General features: G+C 69.3%; 13 protein-coding genes and 1 pseudogene. 4 read left to right on the top strand and 10 right to left on the bottom strand.

The genetic code is table 11. The features are described 5' to 3' along the window. Window positions 1-56: 56 nt before the first annotated feature. Window positions 57-1,736 carry a YbaL family putative K(+) efflux transporter gene (ybaL, locus tag ACOQFR_RS14895; RefSeq protein WP_421383347.1) on the top strand — a complete coding sequence of 560 codons (1,680 nt, stop codon included), beginning with the start codon at window positions 57-59 and terminating at the stop codon, window positions 1,734-1,736. A gap of 28 nt (window positions 1,737-1,764) precedes the next feature. On the opposite strand, the gene clpB is transcribed toward ybaL, so the two are convergent. From clpB to rluD, 5 genes are all read right to left on the bottom strand, one after another. After that, entirely contained in the window at window positions 1,765-4,350 is a 2,586-nt protein-coding gene (gene clpB, locus ACOQFR_RS14890; protein WP_421383345.1) for an ATP-dependent chaperone ClpB, read from the bottom strand. A gap of 107 nt (window positions 4,351-4,457) precedes the next feature. Then, window positions 4,458-6,494 (bottom strand): glycoside hydrolase family 97 protein, encoded by a 2,037-nt coding sequence (locus ACOQFR_RS14885; protein ID WP_421383343.1) that lies wholly within the window; start codon window positions 6,492-6,494, stop codon window positions 4,458-4,460. 141 nt (window positions 6,495-6,635) lie between these two features. Beyond that, a complete protein-coding gene (locus ACOQFR_RS14880; protein WP_421383341.1) occupies window positions 6,636-7,595 on the bottom strand; it encodes a tetratricopeptide repeat protein in 960 nt (319 codons plus the stop codon). Between the two features lie 90 nt (window positions 7,596-7,685). Continuing rightward, window positions 7,686-8,438 carry a peptidoglycan editing factor PgeF gene (gene pgeF / locus ACOQFR_RS14875; RefSeq protein WP_421383339.1) on the bottom strand — a complete coding sequence of 251 codons (753 nt, stop codon included), beginning with the start codon at window positions 8,436-8,438 and terminating at the stop codon, window positions 7,686-7,688. A gap of 3 nt (window positions 8,439-8,441) precedes the next feature. After that, window positions 8,442-9,458 (bottom strand): 23S rRNA pseudouridine(1911/1915/1917) synthase RluD, encoded by a 1,017-nt coding sequence (gene rluD, locus ACOQFR_RS14870; protein WP_421383337.1) that lies wholly within the window; start codon window positions 9,456-9,458, stop codon window positions 8,442-8,444. A 121-nt stretch (window positions 9,459-9,579) separates the two neighbouring features. Between rluD and ACOQFR_RS14865 the strand changes: the two genes are divergently transcribed. Further along, the gene (locus ACOQFR_RS14865; protein ID WP_421383335.1) at window positions 9,580-10,413 is read left to right on the top strand and encodes an outer membrane protein assembly factor BamD; all 834 of its coding nucleotides are present in this window, start codon (window positions 9,580-9,582) and stop codon (window positions 10,411-10,413) included. A gap of 51 nt (window positions 10,414-10,464) precedes the next feature. On the opposite strand, the gene ACOQFR_RS14860 is transcribed toward ACOQFR_RS14865, so the two are convergent. The 4 genes from ACOQFR_RS14860 to sucC all read right to left on the bottom strand — a co-directional run bounded on the left by ACOQFR_RS14860 (window position 10,465) and on the right by sucC (window position 16,240). Continuing rightward, window positions 10,465-12,093: an NAD+ synthase gene (locus ACOQFR_RS14860; RefSeq protein ID WP_421383333.1), complete on the bottom strand. Its 1,629-nt coding sequence runs from the start codon at window positions 12,091-12,093 to the stop codon at window positions 10,465-10,467. Beyond that, window positions 12,090-14,057: an acyltransferase family protein gene (locus ACOQFR_RS14855; protein WP_421383331.1), complete on the bottom strand. Its 1,968-nt coding sequence runs from the start codon at window positions 14,055-14,057 to the stop codon at window positions 12,090-12,092. Before ACOQFR_RS14855 ends, ACOQFR_RS14860 begins: the two co-directional genes overlap by 4 nt. Before the next feature lie 127 nt (window positions 14,058-14,184). Continuing rightward, window positions 14,185-15,066, bottom strand: coding sequence for a succinate--CoA ligase subunit alpha (sucD, locus tag ACOQFR_RS14850; protein ID WP_421383329.1), 882 nt, complete (start codon window positions 15,064-15,066; stop codon window positions 14,185-14,187). A gap of 13 nt (window positions 15,067-15,079) precedes the next feature. Further along, window positions 15,080-16,240: an ADP-forming succinate--CoA ligase subunit beta gene (sucC, locus tag ACOQFR_RS14845; RefSeq protein ID WP_421383327.1), complete on the bottom strand. Its 1,161-nt coding sequence runs from the start codon at window positions 16,238-16,240 to the stop codon at window positions 15,080-15,082. Between the two features lie 130 nt (window positions 16,241-16,370). On the opposite strand from sucC, the gene ACOQFR_RS14840 reads away from it, so the two are divergent. Both ACOQFR_RS14840 and ACOQFR_RS14835 read left to right on the top strand, forming a co-directional pair. After that, window positions 16,371-18,005 (top strand): sensor histidine kinase, encoded by a 1,635-nt coding sequence (locus ACOQFR_RS14840; RefSeq protein ID WP_421383325.1) that lies wholly within the window; start codon window positions 16,371-16,373, stop codon window positions 18,003-18,005. Window positions 18,006-18,056: 51 nt separating this feature from the next. Then, complete coding sequence (locus ACOQFR_RS14835) at window positions 18,057-19,436, top strand: sigma-54-dependent transcriptional regulator (protein WP_421383323.1); 1,380 nt, start codon at window positions 18,057-18,059, stop codon at window positions 19,434-19,436. Here the strand turns inward: ACOQFR_RS14835 and ACOQFR_RS14830 are convergent. Continuing rightward, window positions 19,414-21,059 (bottom strand): annotated as a pseudogene (locus ACOQFR_RS14830) (spermine synthase); the annotation flags it as partial. The gene ACOQFR_RS14835 and the pseudogene ACOQFR_RS14830 sit on opposite strands and share 23 nt — an antisense overlap.

Here is a 21,059-nt window from a genome sequence, read left to right as displayed (position 1 = left end):
GGTTTGCCGTGCCCGGACCCGGGCCGTGATAATCGACGCGACCCCGAGGAGACACGATGCCGCATCACACCCCCCTGATCGCCCTGCTTGCCGTGGGACTGGTGCTGGCCTTCGTGCTGGGCTCGCTGGCGCACCGGCTGCGGCTGTCGCCGATCGTGGGTTACCTGGTCGCGGGCATCCTGGTGGGGCCGTTCACGCCGGGCTTCGTGGCAGATCCCGAGCTGGCCTTCGAGCTCAGCGAGATCGGCGTGATCCTGCTGATGTTCGGCGTGGGCCTGCATTTCTCCATCGAGGACCTGATGGAGGTGAAATGGATCGCGATCCCGGGCGCGATCGCGCAGATCGCGGTGGCGACACTGCTGGGCTGGGGCCTGGCGTGGTTGCTGGGCTGGCCGACGCTGCAGGGCCTGGTGTTCGGCCTGGCGCTGTCGGTGGCCAGTACCGTGGTGCTGCTGCGGGCGATGGAGGACCGGCGCCTGCTGGACACCCGGCGTGGCCGCATCGCGGTGGGCTGGCTGATCGTGGAAGACCTGGTGATGGTGCTGGCGCTGGTGCTGCTGCCGGCGCTGGCCGAGTCCATGGGCGGCGAGCAGCGCGCCGGTGCGGGATCGGTGCTCGGCTCGCTGGGCCTGACCCTGGCCAAGGTCAGCGCCTTCGTGGTGCTGATGCTGGTGGTGGGGCGCCGGGCGATTCCCTGGCTGCTCGAGCGCGTCGCCGGCTTCGGATCGCGCGAGCTGTTCACGCTGTCGGTGCTGGCGATCGCGCTGGGCGTGGCCTACGGGTCGGCGAAGCTGTTCGGGGTGTCGTTCGCGCTGGGCGCCTTCTTCGCGGGCATGCTGCTCAACGGCGACCTTAGCCACAAGGCGGCTTCGGATTCGCTGCCGCTGCGCGATGCCTTCGCGGTGCTGTTCTTCGTGTCGGTGGGCATGCTGTTCGACCCGATGATCCTGGTGCAGCAGCCGCTGCCCGTGCTGGCCACCTTCCTGATCATCACGGTGGGCAAGTCGCTGGCGGCCTACCTGATCGTGCGTGCGTTCGGGCACCCGAACGCGACCGCGCTGACCATTTCCGCCAGCCTGGCGCAGATCGGCGAGTTCTCTTTCATCCTGGCCGGGCTGGGCGTGTCGCTGGCGATCCTGCCCGAAGAAGGACGTGACCTGGTGCTGGCCGGCGCGCTGCTGTCCATCATCGCCAACCCGCTTATCTTCGTGGCGCTGGATGCGTGGCAGGCCCGGCACCGGGACGAATCGGAGGCCAGGCCGACGCCCGCGGCCGATGTCGCCGCGGGTCCGCCGCTGCCGACCGAAGGCCACGCGATCCTGATCGGCTACGGCCGGGTAGGCGGCGAGATCGCCAAGCTGCTGCGCGAGCGCGCAGTGCCGCTGGTGGTGATCGACGACGACAACGACCTGGTGCAGAAGGCCCGCGCGGCCGGCTTCCCGGCGATCCGCGGCAACGCCGCCGCGCCGCGGGTGATGGCCGAGGCTTCGCCGGAAGGCGCCAAGCTCATCGTGCTGGCCATCCCGCAGGCGCTGGAGGCGGGCGAAGTGATCGCACGGCTGCGCGCGCTCAATCCGGAGCTGACCATCCTGGCGCGCGCGCACAGCGACACCGAGGTGCGGCACCTGCTGGCGCACGGCGCCGACGGCGCCGTGCTGGCCGAGAAGGAGCTGGCGCACAGCATGGCCGAAATGGCGCTGTCCGCCCCGCCCTTCCGCAAGCCCCGCCCGGCCTGAGAGACCAGGCGACCGCGGTTTCCTGGCCTCAGGCTTTCGTGAAGGTGAGGGCGCCGGCTTCCGCGCCGACGCGCACGGTGTCGCCGGCACCAAATTCGCCCGACAGGATGCGGTTGGCCAGCGGGTTCTCCAGCTGCTGCTGGATCGCGCGCTTGAGCGGGCGGGCGCCGTACACCGGATCGAAGCCGACCTCGCCCAGCAGCTGCAGCGCCGCATCGTCGAGCACGAGCTTGATCTGCCGCTCCTGCAGCCGCCGCGAGAGGTAGGCGGTCTGGATGCCGGCGATGCTGCGGATCTGCGCCTTGCCCAGCGGGTGGAAGACCACGATGTCGTCGAGCCGGTTGATGAACTCGGGCCGGAAGTGCGCCTGCACCACGCCCATCACCGCCGCCTTGATCTGGGTGTAGCTCTCGGCGCTGTCGTCGGCGCTCAGCTCCTGGATCTGCTGCGAGCCCAGGTTGGACGTCATCACGATCACCGTGTTGCGGAAGTCCACGGTGCGGCCCTGGCCATCGGTCAGGCGGCCGTCGTCGAGCACCTGCAGCAGGATGTTGAACACGTCCGGATGCGCCTTCTCGACCTCGTCGAGCAGCAGCACCGAATACGGGCGACGGCGCACGGCTTCGGTCAGGTAGCCGCCCTCCTCGTAGCCGACGTAACCCGGGGGCGCACCGATCAGGCGGGCCACGGAGTGCTTCTCCATGAACTCGCTCATGTCGATGCGCACCATCGCGTCCTCGGTGTCGAACAGGAAGCCGGCCAGCGCCTTGCACAGCTCGGTCTTGCCGACGCCGGTAGGGCCCAGGAACAGGAAGGAACCGTTCGGGCGGTCGGGATCGGAAAGCCCCGCGCGCGACCGCCGGATGGCGTCGGACACGGCCTTCACCGCCTCGTCCTGGCCGATCACGCGGCCGTGCAGGGCGTCCTCCATCTTCAGCAGCTTCTCGCGCTCGCCTTCCAGCATCTTCGACACCGGGATGCCGGTCCAGCGCGAGACCACCTCGGCGATCTCCTCGGCGGTGACCTTGTCCTGCAGCAGGGTGAAGCCGCGCGACTCGACCTCCTGCGCCGACTGCAGTTGCTTCTCCAGGCCCGGGATGCGCCCGTACTGGATCTCGCTGGCCTTGGCGAAATCCTGGTGCCGGTGCGCGGCCTCCAGCTCCTGCCGCGCCTGCTCGAGCTGCTCCTTGATCCTGGTGGCGCCGGTCAGCGTGGCCTTCTCGGCCTTCCAGACTTCTTCCAGGTCGTTGAACTCGCGCTCCAGGCGCTCGATCTCGCTTTCCAGGTCGGCCAGGCGCTGCTTGGACTCGCTGTCCTTCTCCTTTTTCAGCGCCTCGCGCTGGATCTTGAGCTGGATCAACCGGCGCTCCTTGCGGTCCATTTCCTCGGGCTTGGAGTCGATCTCCATGCGGATGCGCGAGGCGGCCTCGTCCATCAGGTCGATGGCCTTGTCGGGCAGCTGGCGGTCGGCGATGTAGCGGTGCGACAGCGTGGCCGCGGCGACGATGGCCGGGTCGGTGATCTCGACGCCGTGGTGCACCGCATAGCGCTCCTTGAGGCCGCGCAGGATGGCGATGGTGTCCTCGACCGAGGGCTCGCCCACGAACACCTTCTGGAACCGGCGCTCCAGCGCCGCATCCTTCTCGACGTACTTGCGGTATTCGTCCAGCGTGGTCGCGCCGATGCAGTGCAGCTCGCCGCGCGCCAGCGCCGGCTTGAGCATGTTGCCGGCATCCATCGAACCTTCGGCCTTGCCGGCGCCCACCATGGTGTGCAGCTCGTCGATGAACAGGATGACGTTGCCTTCCTGCTTGGCAAGGTCGCTGAGCACCGCCTTCAGGCGCTCCTCGAATTCGCCGCGGAACTTGGCGCCGGCGATCAGCGCGCCCATGTCCAGCGACAGCACGCGGCGGCCGCGCAGGCCCTCGGGCACCTCGTTGTTGATGATGCGCTGGGCCAGGCCTTCGACGATGGCGGTCTTGCCCACGCCGGGCTCGCCGATCAGCACGGGGTTGTTCTTGGTGCGCCGCTGCAGCACCTGGATGGTGCGGCGGATCTCCTCGTCGCGGCCGATCACCGGGTCGAGCTTGCCCGACTCGGCACGGGCGGTGAGGTCCAGGCAGTACTTCTCCAGCGCCTGGCGGTTTTCCTCGGCGTTGGCGTCCTGCACCGGCTCGCCGCCGCGCAGGCCGTCCACGGCCTTTTCGATCGCCTCGCGCTTCGCGCCGGCGGCCTTCAGGGCCTGTCCGGCCGGGCCCTTGTCGTCCAGGCAGGCCAGCACGAACAGTTCGCTGGCGATGAAACCGTCGCCGCGCTGCTGGGCCAGCTTGTCGCAGACGTTGAGCAGGCGGCCGAGGTCGTTGCCGGCGCTTACCGTGCCGTCCTGGCCGGAGACGCGCGGCAGCTTGTCCAGGGCCTCGCCGAGGCGCTGGCGGAGCACCGTGGCGTTGACGCCGGACTGCTGCAGCAGGGGGCGGGTGCTGCCGCCCTGCTGGTCGAGCAGGGCCAGCAGTACGTGGGCGGGTTCGATGAGGTTGTGGTCGCGTCCGACGGCCAGCGACTGGGCGTCGGCCAGGGCCTGCTGGAATCGGGACGTCAGCTTGTCCATGCGCATGGGATCACCGTGGGAGTTCCGGGGCCGCGAAACGCCGCCCGCACGACTTCCAAGATGGTGCCCGCGGGGCGCGTTTCAAGCGCCCGGCGGGCCTTTCCGCGCGCCGGTCAGGGCGTGCGCGGCACGAACCGGATGGCCTGGCCGCCGCCCGGCGCCAGCTTCAGGTTGAGCGTGTCGCCGGCACGCACCTCGCGCCTCTCCACTTCGAAGGCGAAGGGTTTGTCGCGCCAGTGCGCGCCCGGCCCGTCGCGGTAGATCTCGGCCACGTAGGTCGTGTCCGGCGCGAGGAAGGACAGGGGCACCGACAGCACGCGGCCATGCTCGTCGGTCAGGCTGCCCAGGAACCACTCGCCGCTGCCGCGCGCCTGCCTGGCGAAGGTGACGTAGTCGCCCACCTCGCCGTTGAGCACCAGGCTCTGCTCCCAGTCCACCGCCACGTCCTTGATGAACTGGAACGCGGCGGGCTGGCGCGCATAGTTCTCGGGCAGGTCGGCCACCATCTGGATCGGGCTGTACACCACCACGTACAGCGCCAGCTGCTTGGCCAGCGTGGTCTGCACCGCCTGGCCGCGGCCCTGCAGGCTGACGATGCCCGGCGTGTAGTCCATCGGGCCCGACAGCAGGCGGGTGAACACCAGGTTGGCCTCGTGTTCGGGCGGGTTGGGCGGGTTGCCCCAGGCCGCGTACTCCATGCCGCGTGCGCCCTCGCGCGCCAGCCAGTTGGGATACGTGCGGCGCAGGCCGGTGTCCTTGATCGGCTCGTGCGCGTTGATCGCGATGCGATGCTTCGCCGCCTCGCGGACGACGCGCAGGTGGTGCCCGACCTGCCACTGGCCGTCGTGCCATTCGCGCAGCACCGGGCCGCCGGGCTGGTCCTGGCGTTCGATCTGGCCGGCGTCGCAGACATAGCCGGTCTTGACCTGGTCCACGCCGTGGCGCGCGTACAGCGCGAACGCGGCCTCCAGCTGGCGCTCGTAGTGGCTCACCGCGCAGCCGGTTTCGTGATGGCCGACCAGGTGCACGTCGTCGGGCTTGCCGCGCGCGGCCAGTCCCGCCAGGTCGAAATCGGGCGTGGCGCGGGTGAAGTCGAAGTCCCAGCCGTTGCCGAACCACTGGCCGTCCCAGCCCGGGTTCCAGCCTTCCACCAGCACGCCGCGGAAGCCGTTGGCCGCGGCGAAATCGATGTAGCGGCGCGTATTGGCCGTGGTGGCGCCGTGCCGCTTGCCCGTGGCCCAGGTCTCGGTGTCCAGGTGCAGCGACCACCAGACGCCCACGTACTTGGCCGGCTTCACCCAGCTCACGTCGCCGAGCGCGTTGGGCTCGTTGAGGTTCAGGCCCAGCTGCGAGGACTGGTACAGCGCCCCCGCCGTCTCCGCGACCTGGATCGTGCGCCACGGCGTGTGGAAGGGTGCCTGCCGCCGCACCTTCCAGCCTTCGGAGGCGGGCGACAGCTGCGCGCGGAAGCGCTGCCCCTCGACCCGCCGCAGCCACATCGCCGAGTAGTCCACCAGCGCCGCCTCGTGGAAGGCCAGGTGCAGGCCGCCCTCGGTGCGCACCGTCATCGGCGTGTGCGCCTGGCTCACTTCCGACACCGGCGTGCGCTGGTAGAGGTATTCGTAGCGGTTCCATTCGCCCGCCGGGATCCACCAGGCGGTAGCCGGATCGGCGATGTTGAACTCGGTGAGTTCATCGTCGATCACGACATCCTTCAACGCGGGCTGGTCGGGGAACTCGTAACGGAAACCGACGCCGTCGTCGAACACTCGGAACACCAGCTCCAGCTCGCGCGCGGGGGCAATGGACTCGCGCAGCCGCACGCGCAGCTCGCGGTGGTGGTCGCGCACCCGGCGGTTCTCGCCCCAGGGCTGTTCCCAGGTCTGGTCGGCATCGGCCTGGCGCTGGCCGGCCAGGATGAAGTTGCGCTCCAGCTTGGGCGCGTTGCGCAGCTGGAAGCCCAGCCGCGAGGGCGCGATCACCTCCTCGCCCAGGCGCAGCACGCGGTAGTCGGCGCGGCCTTCGTCCAGGCCGATCTCGACGGTGAGCACGTCGCCGGGCGAGGCGACGCGCGCGACCACCTCGCGCTTGGCGTCAGCCGGGGAAGCGAAGGCCAGTCCGAGGACGGCGAGGCAGGTCAGCAGGCGCATTCGGAACCCTCCCGGTTCGTTGGCGGACCCGGCCGTTGCGGCGGCGCGCAGGCGTCGCGGCGGTGCCGGCCCGGAGGGTTCGAGCCTAACGGCTGTTCGCAGGCGCCGGTCCTGAATACGTATGCGAGACCCGCGCCCCGCTCAGAGCGCCGCCAGCGCCGCCTTGAACTGCGCGTTGTCCGGCTCGGCCTTGATCGCACGCTCGAAGGAAGCCCGCGCGGCGGCCTTGTCGCCGGCATGTGCCTGCACCTGGCCCAGGCGATACCAGGCATGCTGCGGCCCCGGCTGGCCGCGCACGGTGGGCAGCGTGAGGTATTGCTTCAGCGCCGCGGCGCCGATGTCCAGTCGCTGGCCGGACAGGGCCGAGGTGCGTCCCAGCTGGTACCAGGCCATGGCCGATTTCGGATCTTCCGCGGTCCAGGCCTCGAACAGGGCAAAGGCCTTGGGCCATTGCGCGGTTTCCTGGTAGCCCAGGCCCGCCATCATCCGGTAGTCCTTGTTGTCGGGCCGCGCGGCATACGCCGCCGCAAAGGCCTGCGCCGCCTCGGCCGGCTTCTTTTCCATCGTGGCGATGCGGCCGCGGGCGTAGTGGCCGCGCGGCGGGTCGCGGCGGGCGAGTTCGGCGGCCTGCGCGCGCGCCTTGTCCACGCTGCCGCCGGCGATCGCCGGGGCCTGCAGGTAGTACTCCACCAGGCTGATGCGGGCGTCGTGCAGATCCGGGTCCAGCTGCACGGCGCGCTCGAAGGCATCGCGCAGCTTGGGCGCCATCATCGCCTGCGACAGCATGCCTACCTGGCCGATGCGGTTTCCGTAGCTGTTGCCCAGCCAGTAGTGCGCCTGCGCGCTGTCGGGTGCCAGGTCCACCGCACGTTCGGCCGCATCCACGGCCTCTTCGGCCTCGCCCTTCTGCAGCCACAGGCGCGCCTGCAGGATGTGCACCTCGGGATTGCGGGGCTGCGATTTCACGAGCCCCTTGATCGTGGCTTCGGCGCGCGGGTCCTTGGCCTTGAGCAGCGCGGCGGCATCGGCCACCGGATCGGCGGCCCAAGCCGGCAGGGCGAGGGAAAACAGCATGACGCAGGACCAAAGGCTTCGACGCATGGGCACTCTCCCGGATGGCAGCGGCGAACATCTCACGCGTCGCGTTCCGCACCAAGGCCCCGCAGGCACCCACGCCTCCGGCCGGTCAGCTCAGGTTGCGATCCAGGCCAGGGTGGCCATGCGGCCGCTGCGTCCGTCGCGCCGGTGGGAGTGGAAGCAGTCCGGCTCGGTGAGGGTGCAGCGGTCACCGCCATACACCTGCGTCACGCCGACGTCCGCAAGCCGCTGGCGCGCCAGCGCGTAGAGGTCCGCGTGCCAGTGCCCGGGGCGGGTCGGCACGAAGGCCGCGCCGGCGCCCGCATCGTGCGTCAGGAAGGCGTCGCGCACCTCCGCGCCAACTTCATAGCCGCGGGGGCCCGCGGCCGGACCCAGCCACGCGCGCAACTGCGCCGGCGCCGAGTGCATCGACGCAACCGTGGCCTCCAGCATGCCGGCGGCCAGTCCGCGCCAGCCGGCGTGCGCAGCGGCAACTTCGCGGCCGTCGCGATCGGCCAGGACCACCGGCAGGCAATCGGCGGTCAGGATGGCCAGCACCACGCCAGGCCGGCCGGTGACCAGGGCATCGGCTTCGGGTTCGTCGTCGCCCACGGGCGCCGCATCCACCCGCAGCACGCGGGTGCCGTGGACCTGCCGGAGCCAGTGCGGCGGCGATGGCAAGGCCAGCCAGTCCGCAAGCAATTCGCGGTTGCGCCGGGCGTGGGCGGGGTCGTCGCCACTGCGCAGTCCCAGGTTCAGTCGGTCGAACGGCGGCGCGGAAACGCCGGCACCGCCGCGCAGCGTCGTGAGCGCACGCACGCCGGGGGGCGCGGGCCAGTCGGCGTCGATCCAGGCCGGCGCACCCATCGCCTACTTCTTTGCGGCGGCAGTGTCGTCGCGCAGGTCGCGCACCAGCCGCTGCATGTCCTCGGGCATGGCCGCCTCGGTGGTGACCGTGTCGCCGGTGGCCGGGTGCCGGAAGCTCAGCTTCTCGGCATGCAGGGCCTGGCGCCGGAAGCCCTGCAGGGTCGCGGCGAGCGCCTCGGTGGCGGCCTTGGGCTGGCGGAAGGAACCGCCGTACAGCGGGTCGCCGACGATCTGGTGGCGGATATGCGCCATGTGCACGCGGATCTGGTGCGTGCGCCCGGTTTCCAGCCGGCACTCGACCAGGGTGTGGGCGCGGAATTTTTCCCGCACGCGATAGTGGGTGATGGCGTCGCGGCCACCGCCCTCCTTCGCCACCGCCATGCGGACCCGGTCGGTGGGATGCCGGCCGATCGGCGCGTTGACGGTGCTGCCGGCGACCATGGTGCCCTGCACCACGGCCAGGTACTGCCGGTGCACTTCACGTCCGGACAGCTGCTCCACCAGCGAGGTATGGGCACGCAGGCTGCGGGCGATGGCCATCAGGCCCGAGGTGTCCTTGTCGAGCCGGTGCACGATGCCGGCGCGCGGCAGGCCGGCCAGGCGGGCGTCATGGTGCAGCAGCGCGTTGACCAGGGTGCCGCGGGGGTTACCGGCGCCCGGGTGGACCACCAGGCCGGCGGGCTTGTTGACCACCAGCACGTCCTCGTCCTCGAACAGGATCTCGAGCGGGATGTCCTCGGGCAGGGCCTCCCCGGTCTCGACCTGGATGCGCACCGACAGCGTGACCGGCTCGCCGCCGCGCACGGCCTCCTTGGGCTTGACCAGTCGGCCGTCGAGCAGGGCGTCGCCCGCCTTGATCCATTCGGTCAGCCGGGAGCGGGAGAAATCCGGGAACAGCTCGGCCAGCACCTGGTCGAAGCGGCGTCCGGCCGATTCGAGCGGGATGGCGGCTTCGAGCAGCTCGCGCTCGCCGTCGGCGTCGTCGGCGGGGGCGGTGTCTTGCGGTCGCAGGGGTGGCATAGGGGGTCTCTTCGGGCCGGGAGGGCTCCCGGCCCCATTCATGGAGGCGACAGCGGGCTTTCCGGTATTATCCCCGAACTCGCTGCCTCCAGCGCCCTGACCTGCCTTCCTGATGACCCGAATGACCGGCAAGACGCGTATTTTCCTGATCCTGGTGCTGGTGGCGACCCTTTCGGGCTGCCAGAGCATCGGCAAGCTGTTCGGCGGCAACAAGGAAGAGGCCACCGAAACCCTGCCGGTCGAGGCGATGTATTCCGAGGCCAAGGGCTCGATGCTGGGTCGCAACTACGACCGCTCGGCGCGCTTCTACCAGCGCCTGGTCTCGCGCTTCCCCTACGGCGTGTACAGCGAGCAGGCCCAGCTCGAGCTGGCCTACGTGCTCTACAAGCAGGCCAAGACGGAAGAAGCCACCTCGGCCATCAACCGCTTCATCCGCACCTACCCCACGCACCGCCACATCGACTACGCGCACTACCTCAAGGCGCTGATCAACTTCGACCGCAGCTCCAGCCTGCTGCTGCGGCTCGCGCGCCAGGACATGTCGCAGCGCGACCTGGGCGCGCCCACGCAGAGCCTGAACGACTTCGCCGAAGTGGTGCGCGACTACCCGAACAGCGTCTACGCCCCCGACGCCCGCCAGCGCATGATCTACCTGCGCAACCTGCTGGCCCAGCACGAGATCAACGTCGGCCTGTACTACCTGCGCCGCGATGCCTACGTGGCCGCCGCCAACCGCGGCAAGTACATCCTGCAGACCTATCCGCAGAGTGCCTACGACGGCGACGCGGTGGCGCTGATGGCCGCGTCCTACAGCGCGCTGGGCCAGGAGCAGCTGGCGGCGGACGCCCGCAAGGTGCTCGAGCAGAACTACCCGGACCACGACTATCTCGATGGCGGCCGCTGGCCGAAGTCGGACGGCTTCTTCAGCCGCATCAATCCTTTCGACCGCGACTGACATCCCAGCGCGGATCTCAAACCAACGCCGCCTCCGGGCGGCGTTGTCGTTTCAGTCGCGCCAACCCGAGGTGATCGGATAGCGGCGCTCGCGGCCGAAGGCGCGACGCGACAGCTTGGGGCCGGGCGCCGACTGCCGGCGCTTCCACTCGCTGGTGCGCACCAGCTTCAGGATGCGCTCGACGGTGGCGGCCTCGTAGCCATCGGCGACGATCTCGGCGGCGGAGCGCTCCAGGTCCACGTGCCGCACCAGGATGCCGTCGAGTACCTCGTAGGGCGGCAGCGAGTCCTGGTCGGTCTGGTTCTCGCGCAGCTCGGCCGAGGGCGGCCGGGTGATCACCTGCTCGGGGATCGCAGGCGACTGGCGGTTGCGCCAGCGGCAAAGTGCCTGCACCTCGACCTTGTACAGGTCCTTGATGGGCGCGAAGCCGCCACACATGTCGCCATAGATGGTGGCGTAGCCGACCGCGTATTCGCTCTTGTTGCCGGTGGTCAGCAGCAGGCCGCCGAAGCGGTTGCTCAGGGCCATCATCAGGGCGCCGCGGCTGCGCGACTGCAGGTTCTCCTCGGCCACGCCCGGGGGCAGGCCTTCGAACAGGGGCGACAGCGCCTCGAGGAAACCGGTGAAAGGCGCCTCGATCGCGACCGTTTCCAGCCGCACGCCGAGCAGGCGGGCCTGGTCGTCGGCCAGGTCGTTGCTCAGGCCGCTGGTGTAGCGCGAGGGCAGCCGCACCGCCGCGACGTTGCGGGCACCCAGCGCGTCCACCGCCAGGGCCAGCACCAGGCCCGAATCGATGCCGCCCGACAGGCCCAGCCACACGCGGTCGAAGCCGTTCTTGCCGCAGTAGTCGCGGATGCCCCGCACGATGGCGCGATAGGCCAGCGACTCGCGGCCTTCGTCGGTTTCCTCGGGCCAGGCGCGGCGGGTGAAGCGGCGGGTGTCCGCGTCGAAATCCGCGACCAGCCAGTGGTCCTCGAACGCACGCGCGGCCGGATGCACGCCGCCATCGCCGTCGGCCAGCACCGAGGCGCCGTCGAACACCAGCTCGTCCTGGCCGCCGACCAGGTTGAGGTAGGCCAGGGCGACGCCGGTTTCCTGCACGCGCTGGGCCAGCAGGGTGTCGCGCTGGGCGGTCTTGTCGCTTTCGAAGGGCGAGGCGTTGGGCACCACCACCAGTTCGGCGCCCAGCGCGGCGGTTTCGGCCAGGGGCTCGGCGAACCAGAGGTCCTCGCAGATCACCAGGCCGACCGTGACACCGTTCACCTCGAAGGTGCAGGCACCGCCATCGGGATCCACGGCGAAATACCGCCGCTCGTCGAACACCGCGTAGTTGGGCAGTTCGCGCTTGCGGTAGGTCTGCTCGATGCGGCCGTCGCGCAGCACGCTGGCGGCGTTGTAGACCACCGGACCCGCCGCCTGCGGCCAGCCTACGACGGCGGTGATGCCAGTGCAGGCGTGGGCGACCCGTTCGATGGCCTGCTCGCAGGCGGCCAGGAATGCCGGGCGCAGCAGCAGGTCCTCGGGCGGGTAACCGGAAATCGCGAGTTCGGGAAACAGCACCAGGTCGGCGCCATGGTCATCGCGGGCCTGGGCCACCAGCGCGGCAATGCGGGCGGCATTGGCCTGCACGGCGCCTACGGGGAAATCGAACTGGGCCAAGGCAATTCGCAGCGACCTCATGGTGACTCCTGCGGTGAGGGGGACGGGCCCACTTGCGGCTTACGAGTGTAGCGCGCGGGCTCGCGCAGGTACTGCACGGCAAACTGCGCTGACGCCGTGGCCGAAACGTGGTTGTTGTCCCAATAGAGCGAGTAACCATCCCGGGCTACCGGGCACACCACGTCGTTGCAGAGGAACTCGGTCGGGTCGATTAACACCACGTTCGGATGCACACGCGCCAGCGCGTCCATCGCCTGCCACGCGCCCGAGCTCACCTGGTCGTGATGCGCGCGGGAAACCGCGCATCGGTCATCCCATCCCAGCGACAGGCAGGTGGAGGCGGAACGCTTCAGCAAGGGAACCGGGCCGATAAGGATCACCCGTCGCACCTGCCGCAGCCGGACAAGCGCGCTGTCGATTTCGTGGTAACGCTGCTGCAGCACGTCCGGAATCACCTCGCCGGATGCCTCGACCAACGGCCAGCGCAAGCCGATCACCAGCGTATCGATGTTGCCGGACTCGAGCCACGCCAGCGCCTGCGCGTTCAAGGCCGCGCAATTGGCTTCGAGGCGATTGCTGCTTCGCGACGCCGGCAAGCCGCTCGCGCGGCACGCGTTCATGGTCGCCCCCGCCGCAGACTGGCCGGACGCCGCCGCCAGGTGCCATGTGAAAGGCTGCCAGGCCATCGCATGGGAATCACCCCACAGCGCCACCGTGGGTTCGACGGCAGGCCGGGATCGGCATGACGCTGGCTTGAGGCCGGTGAATTCGTCCAGGGCATCGAAGTGGCAGTTGGCCATGTAGGCGGGATGATCGCCACGTCCCGCCTCGGCCATGCGTCTGGCCTCCACAGGCGTGCGCTCGATGGACATCAAGGCCAGCACGGCCGCAATCGCCACCAGGGTGGCGCCGCCACCCGCCAGTATCGTGCGACCAGGCTCCTGCCCGCGCGGGCGTCGTAGCGGCTGTTCGACGTATCGCCAGCTCAACCAGGCCAGGCCGACCGCCAACAGACACAGGGCCAGCCGCCATGGCAGCGCAGATGGCTCGAAGCGGACGTTGGCGTCGAACGCCAGCAGCGGCCAGTGCCAGAGATACAGCGAGTAGGACACCAGCCCGAGGCCGACCAGGACGGGGGTACGCAGCAAGGCTGCAAAGTGGCCTGACACCTGCCCACGCTGTATGCCCAGCAGCACCAGCGCCGAACCCAGCACCGCGGGCATCGCCCCCAGGCCGGGGAAGCTCGGCCATGCCGGTGTCCACATGCTGGCGGACAGAATGGCCAGTACACCGGCGGGCAGGTACCAGGGGGCAAGGCTGCGGGGTGCGGGAGCCGTCGCGGACAGCGCCACCATCGCGCCCGCCGACAGTTCCCAGAAACGCGCTGGCATTTGGTAGAACGCCCGCTGCGGCACGATATGGACCCAATACTCCGCAAGCAGCAACGACATCACCGAGAGCACCGCCAGCCGCCGGGCAACGCCCTGCGGAACCCAGCGCAACAGCAGTGCCAGCATCAGCGGATACACCAGATAGAACTGCTCTTCGACCGACAGCGACCAGAGGTGCTGCATTGGCGCCAACTCGGTTGCGCTGTCGAAATAGCCCCCGGTGGTCGAGTCGAAGTACAGGTTCGACGCAAGCAGCAACGCCGCCACGGCGGAGTCACCGGTCTGTTCGAACACCTCGCCGTGACGACCGATCAGCAGCACCGCGGCTGCCACCACAGCGACCACGACGACCACGAGCGCCGGCAATAACCGCCGGATACGCCTGGCGTAAAAGGCCGGGAAGTCGATTCGACCTGTGCGCTTCCACTCGTCGGCCAGCAAGGAGGTGATCAGGTAGCCGGAGATGACGAAAAAAACGTCTACACCGATGAAACCGCCTGGCAGCAGCCGCGGGTCAGCGTGGTAGAGGACGACAAGTACGACGGCGATGGCCCGCAGGCCATCGATCTCCGGGCGGTAGGTGAGCTTGGCCAAGCAACCCTCGCGATGATCTCCGCCCGGGAACGTATCACCCTGGCGGCCGGTCCGGCGCCTTCCCGATCCAGGCGCGACTTGCCTCCGGGACCGAGACTCCAGCGGCGCGGCCAGCCGCCGCGACCGCTCAGCGTTTTGCGGCCAACCGTTCCGCGATGGCCTTGCCCAGGTCGCCGGGCGACTTCACGGTGGTGACGCCAGCCTTCTCGAGCGCGGCGAACTTGCCCGCGGCCGTGCCCTGCCCGCCCGAGGCGATGGCACCGGCGTGGCCCATGCGCTTGCCGGCCGGGGCCGAGGCGCCGGCGATGAAGCCGACCACCGGCTTGGTCACGTATTCGGCGATGAACTCCGCGGCTTCTTCCTCGGCGCTGCCGCCGATTTCGCCGACCAGGATGATGCCCTCGGTCTGCGGGTCTTCCTGGAACAGCCGGAGCGCATCGATGAAGTTGGTGCCGTTGATCGGGTCGCCGCCGATGCCGATGCAGGTGGACTGGCCCAGGCCCGCGTCGGTGGTCTGCTTCACGGCTTCATAGGTCAGCGTGCCCGAGCGCGACACGATGCCGATCTTGCCGGGCAGGTGGATGTGGCCCGGCATGATGCCGATCTTGCACTCGCCCGGGGTGATCACGCCGGGGCAGTTCGGGCCGACCAGCACCACGTCGTCGTAGCCCATCAGGGTGTTCTTGACGCGCAGCATGTCCAGCACCGGGATGCCCTCGGTGATGCAGACGATGACCCGGATGCCGGCGTCGGCCGCTTCCAGGATGGCGTCTGCCGCGAACGGCGGCGGCACGTAGATGACGGAGGCGTCGGCGCCGGTTTCTTCCACCGCATCGCGCACGGTGTTGAACACCGGCAGGCCGATGTGGGTGGTGCCGCCCTTGCCGGGCGTGACGCCGCCGACGACCTTGGTGCCGTACTCGACCATCTGCTCGGCGTGGAAGGTGCCCTGCTGGCCGGTGAAGCCCTGGACGATGACCTTGGTGTTCTTGTTGATCAAAACGCTCATGGGTTCTGTGTCCTCAGGCTGCAGCGGCGACGGCGAGCTTGGCGCCGTCGTTGATGTCGTTGGCGGCCTGGATGGCCAGGCCGGAGTTCCGGAGGATTTCCTTGCCCTTGTCGACGTTGGTGCCTTCCAGGCGCACGATCACCGGCACCTTGACGTCCACTTCCTTCACCGCGGCGATGATGCCCTCGGCGATCATGTCGCAGCGCACGATGCCGCCGAAGATGTTGACGAAGATGGCCTTGACCTTGTCCGAGGACAGGATGAGCTTGAAGGCCTCGGTGACACGCTCCTTGGTGGCGCCGCCGCCGACGTCCAGGAAGTTGGCGGGCGAGCCGCCGTTGAGCGCGATCACGTCCATCGTGGCCATGGCCAGGCCGGCACCGTTGACCATGCAGCCGATGTTGCCGTCCATGGTGACGTAGTTGAGGTCGTACTTGCTGGCCAGCAGCTCGGTCTCGTCTTCCTGGCGCACGTCGCGCATGGCGGCCAGGTCGGCGTGGCGGAAGGTGGCGTTGTCGTCGGAGTTGATCTTGCCGTCGAGCACGGCCAGGTCGCCGTTGGTCAGGATGGCCAGCGGGTTGAGCTCGACCAGGGCCAGGTCCTTCTCGTTGAACAGCTTGTACAGGCCCATCATGATCTTGCTGAGCTGGCCGACCTGCTTGGCGTTCAGGCCCAGGTCGAAGCCGAGCTCGCGGCACTGGTAGGGCTGCAGGCCCTGCACGAAGTTGACGTTGAGCGTCTTGATCGCGTCCGGGTTTTCCTTGGCCGTGGTCTCGATGTCCACGCCGCCGTCGCTGGAGGCGATGAAGGTGATCGAGCGCGTGCCGCGGTCGACCAGCACCGACAGGTAGAGCTCCTTGGCGATGTCGGTGGCCTGGGTCACCAGCACCGTGTCCACCGGCAGGGCGACGCCCGCGGTCTGGTAGGTGCTCATCTTGGTGCCGAGCATGCCCTTGGCGTAGGCGCGCACGTCGTCGAGCGTCTTGGCCAGCTTGACGCCACCGGCCTTGCCGCGGCCGCCGGCGTGGATCTGGGCCTTGACCACCCAGAAGTCGCCGCCGATGGCCTTGGCCGCGTCGACGGCCTCCTCGGGGGTGCGGGCGACGCGGCCCGCCGGGACGGCGATGCCGTAGTCGGCGAACAGCTGCTTGGCCTGGTACTCGTGGAAGTTCATGCGGCTACCTGTGCTTGGGGAGGGCTCGCGAGCGAGGGGCGGTATTGTCGCCGACCCCCCCGGCAAAGGCAAAACGCCCGGGACCCGGCGGACGGCGGCAGCGGCCGGAGCCGGTGGCATACTGCCGGGCATGGCGCCCTCCCCCCGCAAATCCCTGGCGACCTCGCCGCAGCGCCGCGAGCTGTATTTCTTCACGCTCTACCGCGGGCTGGAGGCGGCCCTGCTGGCCCTGGTGGCCTTCAGCCCGGTCGGCGACCTGCTGCTGGACATCCGCGAACCGGCGATGCTGCAGAGCATCGTCGCGCTTTACATGCTGGCGGCCGCCGCCCTGATCGTCGCCAGCTACCGGAGCCAGATGAGTGCCCCGCGGCAGGCCGCGCTGGGACTGAGCCTGGACATCCTGGTTGCGGGCGGCATCCTGGCCACCACCACCGGAAGCCAGGGCGGCATCGCCCTGCTGCTGCTGTTCAACATCGGCGCCGGTGCCCTGATCCTTCCGCAGCGGGCGGGCCTGGGCTTTGCAACCGGCGCGGCCCTGGTGGTGCTCGGGGACAGCCTCTACCACCGCACCTTCGACCCGATGAACGCCCGGCCGATGGCCGAATCGGTCATGTTCAGCGTCACCTACCTGGCCACCGCGGTGCTGTGCGAACTGCTGAGCCGGCAGGTGATCGAGTCCCAGGCCCTGGCCGAGAAGCGCGGCGAGGAGCTGGCCAACCAGGCCGAGATCAACGAGCTGGTGATCCGGCGCATGCGCACCGGCATCCTGGTGGTGGACGGCGAACACCGGGTCAAGGTCTGCAACGAGGCCGCCTGGGGGCTGCTGGGCAAGCCCTCGCCCGACCGCCAGCAGCTGGGCGACATCGCCGGCACCCTGCATCGCGCCCTGCTGCTGTGGCGGCAGGGCCGCGGCGACATCCCGAAAGCCATGACCCTGGCCGAAGGGGCGCCGGAGGTGCTGCCGCGCTTCGTCTCGCTCAGCCTCACCGACAACCTGTTCCTGATCTTCCTCGACGACAGCCGCATCTATTCCGACCGCGCCGAGGAGCTGACCCTGGCCACGCTGGGCCGGCTGTCGGCCAGCATCGCGCACGAGATCCGCAATCCGCTGGCCGCGATCAACTATTCGGTCCAACTGCTGGAAGAAACCACCGAATTGCCCGAGGCCGACCGGCGCCTGCTGGAGATCATCCACACCCAGTGCCAGCGCATGAACGGCATCGTGCAGGACATCCTGGGCCTTGCCCGGCGCGAGCGCTCGCAGCCCGAGACCATCGACATCGGCCAGTTCGCGCGCCGCTTCGTCGAGGAATACCGCGCCAGCCACCCGCTGGAGACCGACATCCTGCAGGCCGTCAGCGAGCGCAGCACGCTGGCCATGGCCGACCCGCGCCACCTGCACCAGGTGCTGACCATCCTGGTGCAGAACGCCCTGACCTACGGCCGCATGCCCGGTGAACCGGCCAAGGTGACGGTGGCGGTGCGCAGCGCCCCGCTGGGCGCGCCGCCCGAGCTGAACGTGGTCGACCGCGGCCCCGGCATCCCGCCCGCGGTGGCCGAGCAGATCTTCACGCCCTTCTATACCACCAGTGAGCACGGCACCGGCCTGGGCCTCTACATTGCCCAGCAGCTGTGCGAGGCCAACCAGTGCACGCTGGTCTACCAGCAGGTACCCGGGGGCGGCAGCTGTTTCCGCATCATCCTGCCGCCGGGCATGACCCTGATGCGCGAGGACGCGCCCTCCGGCCGGCTAAATCTGGCCTGAGCCCTGCCGGTTCGGATAAGGTACAGGGGCCTTTCACGCCCCCGGTACACCATGGCAAGCCCCCGCAGCGCCCTCGTAGTCGATGATGAACGCGACATCCGGGAGCTGCTCGTCCTGACCCTGGGCCGCATGGGCCTGCGCGTGGACACCGCCGCCGACCTCACCAGCGCGCGCGCGCAGCTGGCCCAGGGCGAATACGACCTGTGCCTGACCGACATGCGCCTGCCCGACGGGTCGGGGCAGGAACTTATCCAGCACATCGCCCAGCGCTATCCGGATACCCCGGTCGCCATGATCACCGCCTACGGCAACGTCGAGGCGGCGGTGGACGCGCTCAAGGCCGGCGCCTTCGACTTCGTCACCAAGCCGGTCGACCTGGCGGTGCTGCGCCGACTGGTGCAGCACGCGCTCGACCTCAACGAACAGCGCCGCACGATGAGCCCGGCCAGCGCCCGCCTGCTCGGCGATTCGCCGCGCATGCAGCAGCTGCGCCAGACCATCGGGCGGGTCGCGCGCAGCCAGGCGCCGGTCTACATCAGCGGCGAGTCGGGCGTGGGCAAGGAGCTCGTGGCGCGCTTGATCCACGAGCAGGGCTCGCGCGGCGCCGGCACCTTCGTGCCGGTGAACTGCGGTGCCATTCCCTCCGAGCTGATGGAGAGCGAACTGTTCGGCCACAAGAAGGGCAGCTTCACGGGCGCCCATGTGGACAAGGAAGGCCTGTTCCAGGCCGCCAACGGCGGCACCCTGTTCCTGGACGAAGTGGCCGAGCTGCCGCTGCACATGCAGGTCAAGCTGCTGCGCGTGATCCAGGAAAAGTCGGTGCGGCCCGTGGGTGCCCCGGCCGAACTGCCGGTGGACGTGCGCATCCTGTCGGCCACGCACAAGAACCTGGCCAAGCTGGTCGAGGACGGCAAGTTCCGGCAGGACCTCTACTACCGCATCAACGTGATCGAACTGGCCGTGCCGCCGCTGCGCCAGCGGCGCGAGGACATCGCGCCGATTTCCGAGGCCATCCTCAAGCGGCTGGCCGGGGAACAGTCCGAAGTGCTGCCCACGCTGTCGGATGAAGCCGAGGCCGCACTGGCCGCGTATCCCTTCCCTGGCAACGTGCGTGAGCTGGAAAACATCCTCGAGCGCGCCGTGGCCCTGTGCGAGGGCGCGGTGATCGAAGTGGCCGACCTCTACCTGCCCCAGGTGGACGCCCTGATCGGCACCGACGGCGACGCGCCGCTGCGGCCGCTGGCACCGCCCTCGCCCACCGCGCTGGGCGCCGACGGCACGGCCCTTCCCGACGCGATCGAGCAGATGGAGCGCGAGACCATCCAGAAGGCGCTGGAAGCCAACCGTTACAACAAGACCAAGACCGCCGTGCAGCTGGGGATCACGTTCCGGGCGCTGCGGTACAAGCTCAAGAAGCTGGGGATGGAGTAGTGGCGGGGCGATCCGCCCACGCCAGCAGGTAGGCTCGGATGAATCCGTAGCTGGAGTTGGGCAGCACCGGCACGGTCGCACCTTCTTCCCGGTCCAGCCGGACGGCCTCGGCGGAGTCGCCGGACGCCAGCGCACCGAGCATTGCGATGACCAGCATGTGCTCCCGGGTCTCCGTCGGATAGCCGAGGTCGAGTTCGGCAAGCGCAGCGCGGCCGGTCGTGAGCATCGCGGGCCCATCGCGCAGCGCCGCCGCGCCATAGGCGGCCATCACGGCCTGCACCGGGCGCGGCTGGCCCTCAGGGACGTACCACGCCGGCCCGATCCACATTCCTCCCTGGTCCTCCACCGCCAGGTGCGCCAGGGTGAGCTCGGCGATCGCACTGGCGGAGGTCATCCAGTTCACCACCTGCGCCTCAGGAACGGGTGCACCGGACAGCGACCGGAATACGAACCCCTGGGCCGCGAGAGGCTGGTAGTCACTGGCCACGTCGGCGAAGTCGCCGCTGCGCATCGCGGCGGCAATCCGCGCGGCGTCGCGCGGCAGCGTCACCATCTGATCGTTGCGCGTCAGGTTCATTCCCGACGAGGCCCTGGGCGGAACCCAGGCATCGGTCATTTCCAGCACCGGGATTCCCGACTGCACGAGCAGCTGCAGCGATCCGGCGGAATCGCCGCGGAAGCGGCTGCGGGGCGCCTGAAGCGAGACCGTAGGGTGGAAATCGTCGTGGGGCGCAGTGCCGAACAAGCGCACAAAATTCTCGACAACGGCCCGGGATCCCATGTGCGTGGCGGAGAAGTCCGCCAGCCCACCCAGCCCCACGCGCTTCAGTTCCGCACCCAGCGCGCTCCCCTCGGCCGCCGGATACACCAGGTCCTGCAGAGGACTGTGGCTGGCGACCACGATCAGGTCCCCGAAATTGGGGCGGTACAACTCGATGTAAGGAAACCGTTCCGAGAGCGCGGCGAGCATGGTGGCCAGCAGCGGATCGTTCAGTTCGTAGGTATGGATCCACTGAACCAGCACGCCACCCTCGTCGAGGTGGTTGCCAAGGAAGTCGTAGAACTGGTGGGTGAAGAGCCCGGCGACGCCGCTGACCCAGGGATTGGACGGCTCGGAGACGATCACGTCGTACTTCTTCTTGCCGGCGGAGAAGTAGGTGCGGGCGTCATCGATGTGCAGCCTGGACCGGGGGTCGCGGTAGGCGCGCGCGACGCGCTCTCCGTAGAGCATGGCGCCGTCGTACATGGCGCGCTCGATCTCGACCGAGTCCACCACCTCCGGCACCGGACTGCCCAGCACGGTGTGGGTACTCAAGCCGGACCCCCAACCGATCAAAGCAATTCGCTTCGGAGAGGGATGTGCCGCCAAGGGCATGGAGCCCAGCATCAGCATCGTGATCTCGTCGTCAGACGGGGCGAGCGAAGGATCGAGCTGCATCGCGGCGTCCGGCTTGCCGTTGGTAGCGATCGTGCCGGCCATTCCCTGCTGGTAGAACGCGACCGTGGCGGTCTTGCCATCGCGCAGGAAGCGCACCTGCGAACCCTGCGCCAGCTCCGAGGCCCCCGTGCGGAACACGCCCGAGGCCAGGGACTCGGGCGAGGCCCGGCCCAGGCTCAGGCTCA

The organism is Arenimonas sp. MALMAid1274 (genome assembly GCF_049195245.1).
Lineage (GTDB): Bacteria > Pseudomonadota > Gammaproteobacteria > Xanthomonadales > Xanthomonadaceae > Arenimonas.
This window is presented reverse-complemented; position numbering and strand designations above follow the sequence as displayed.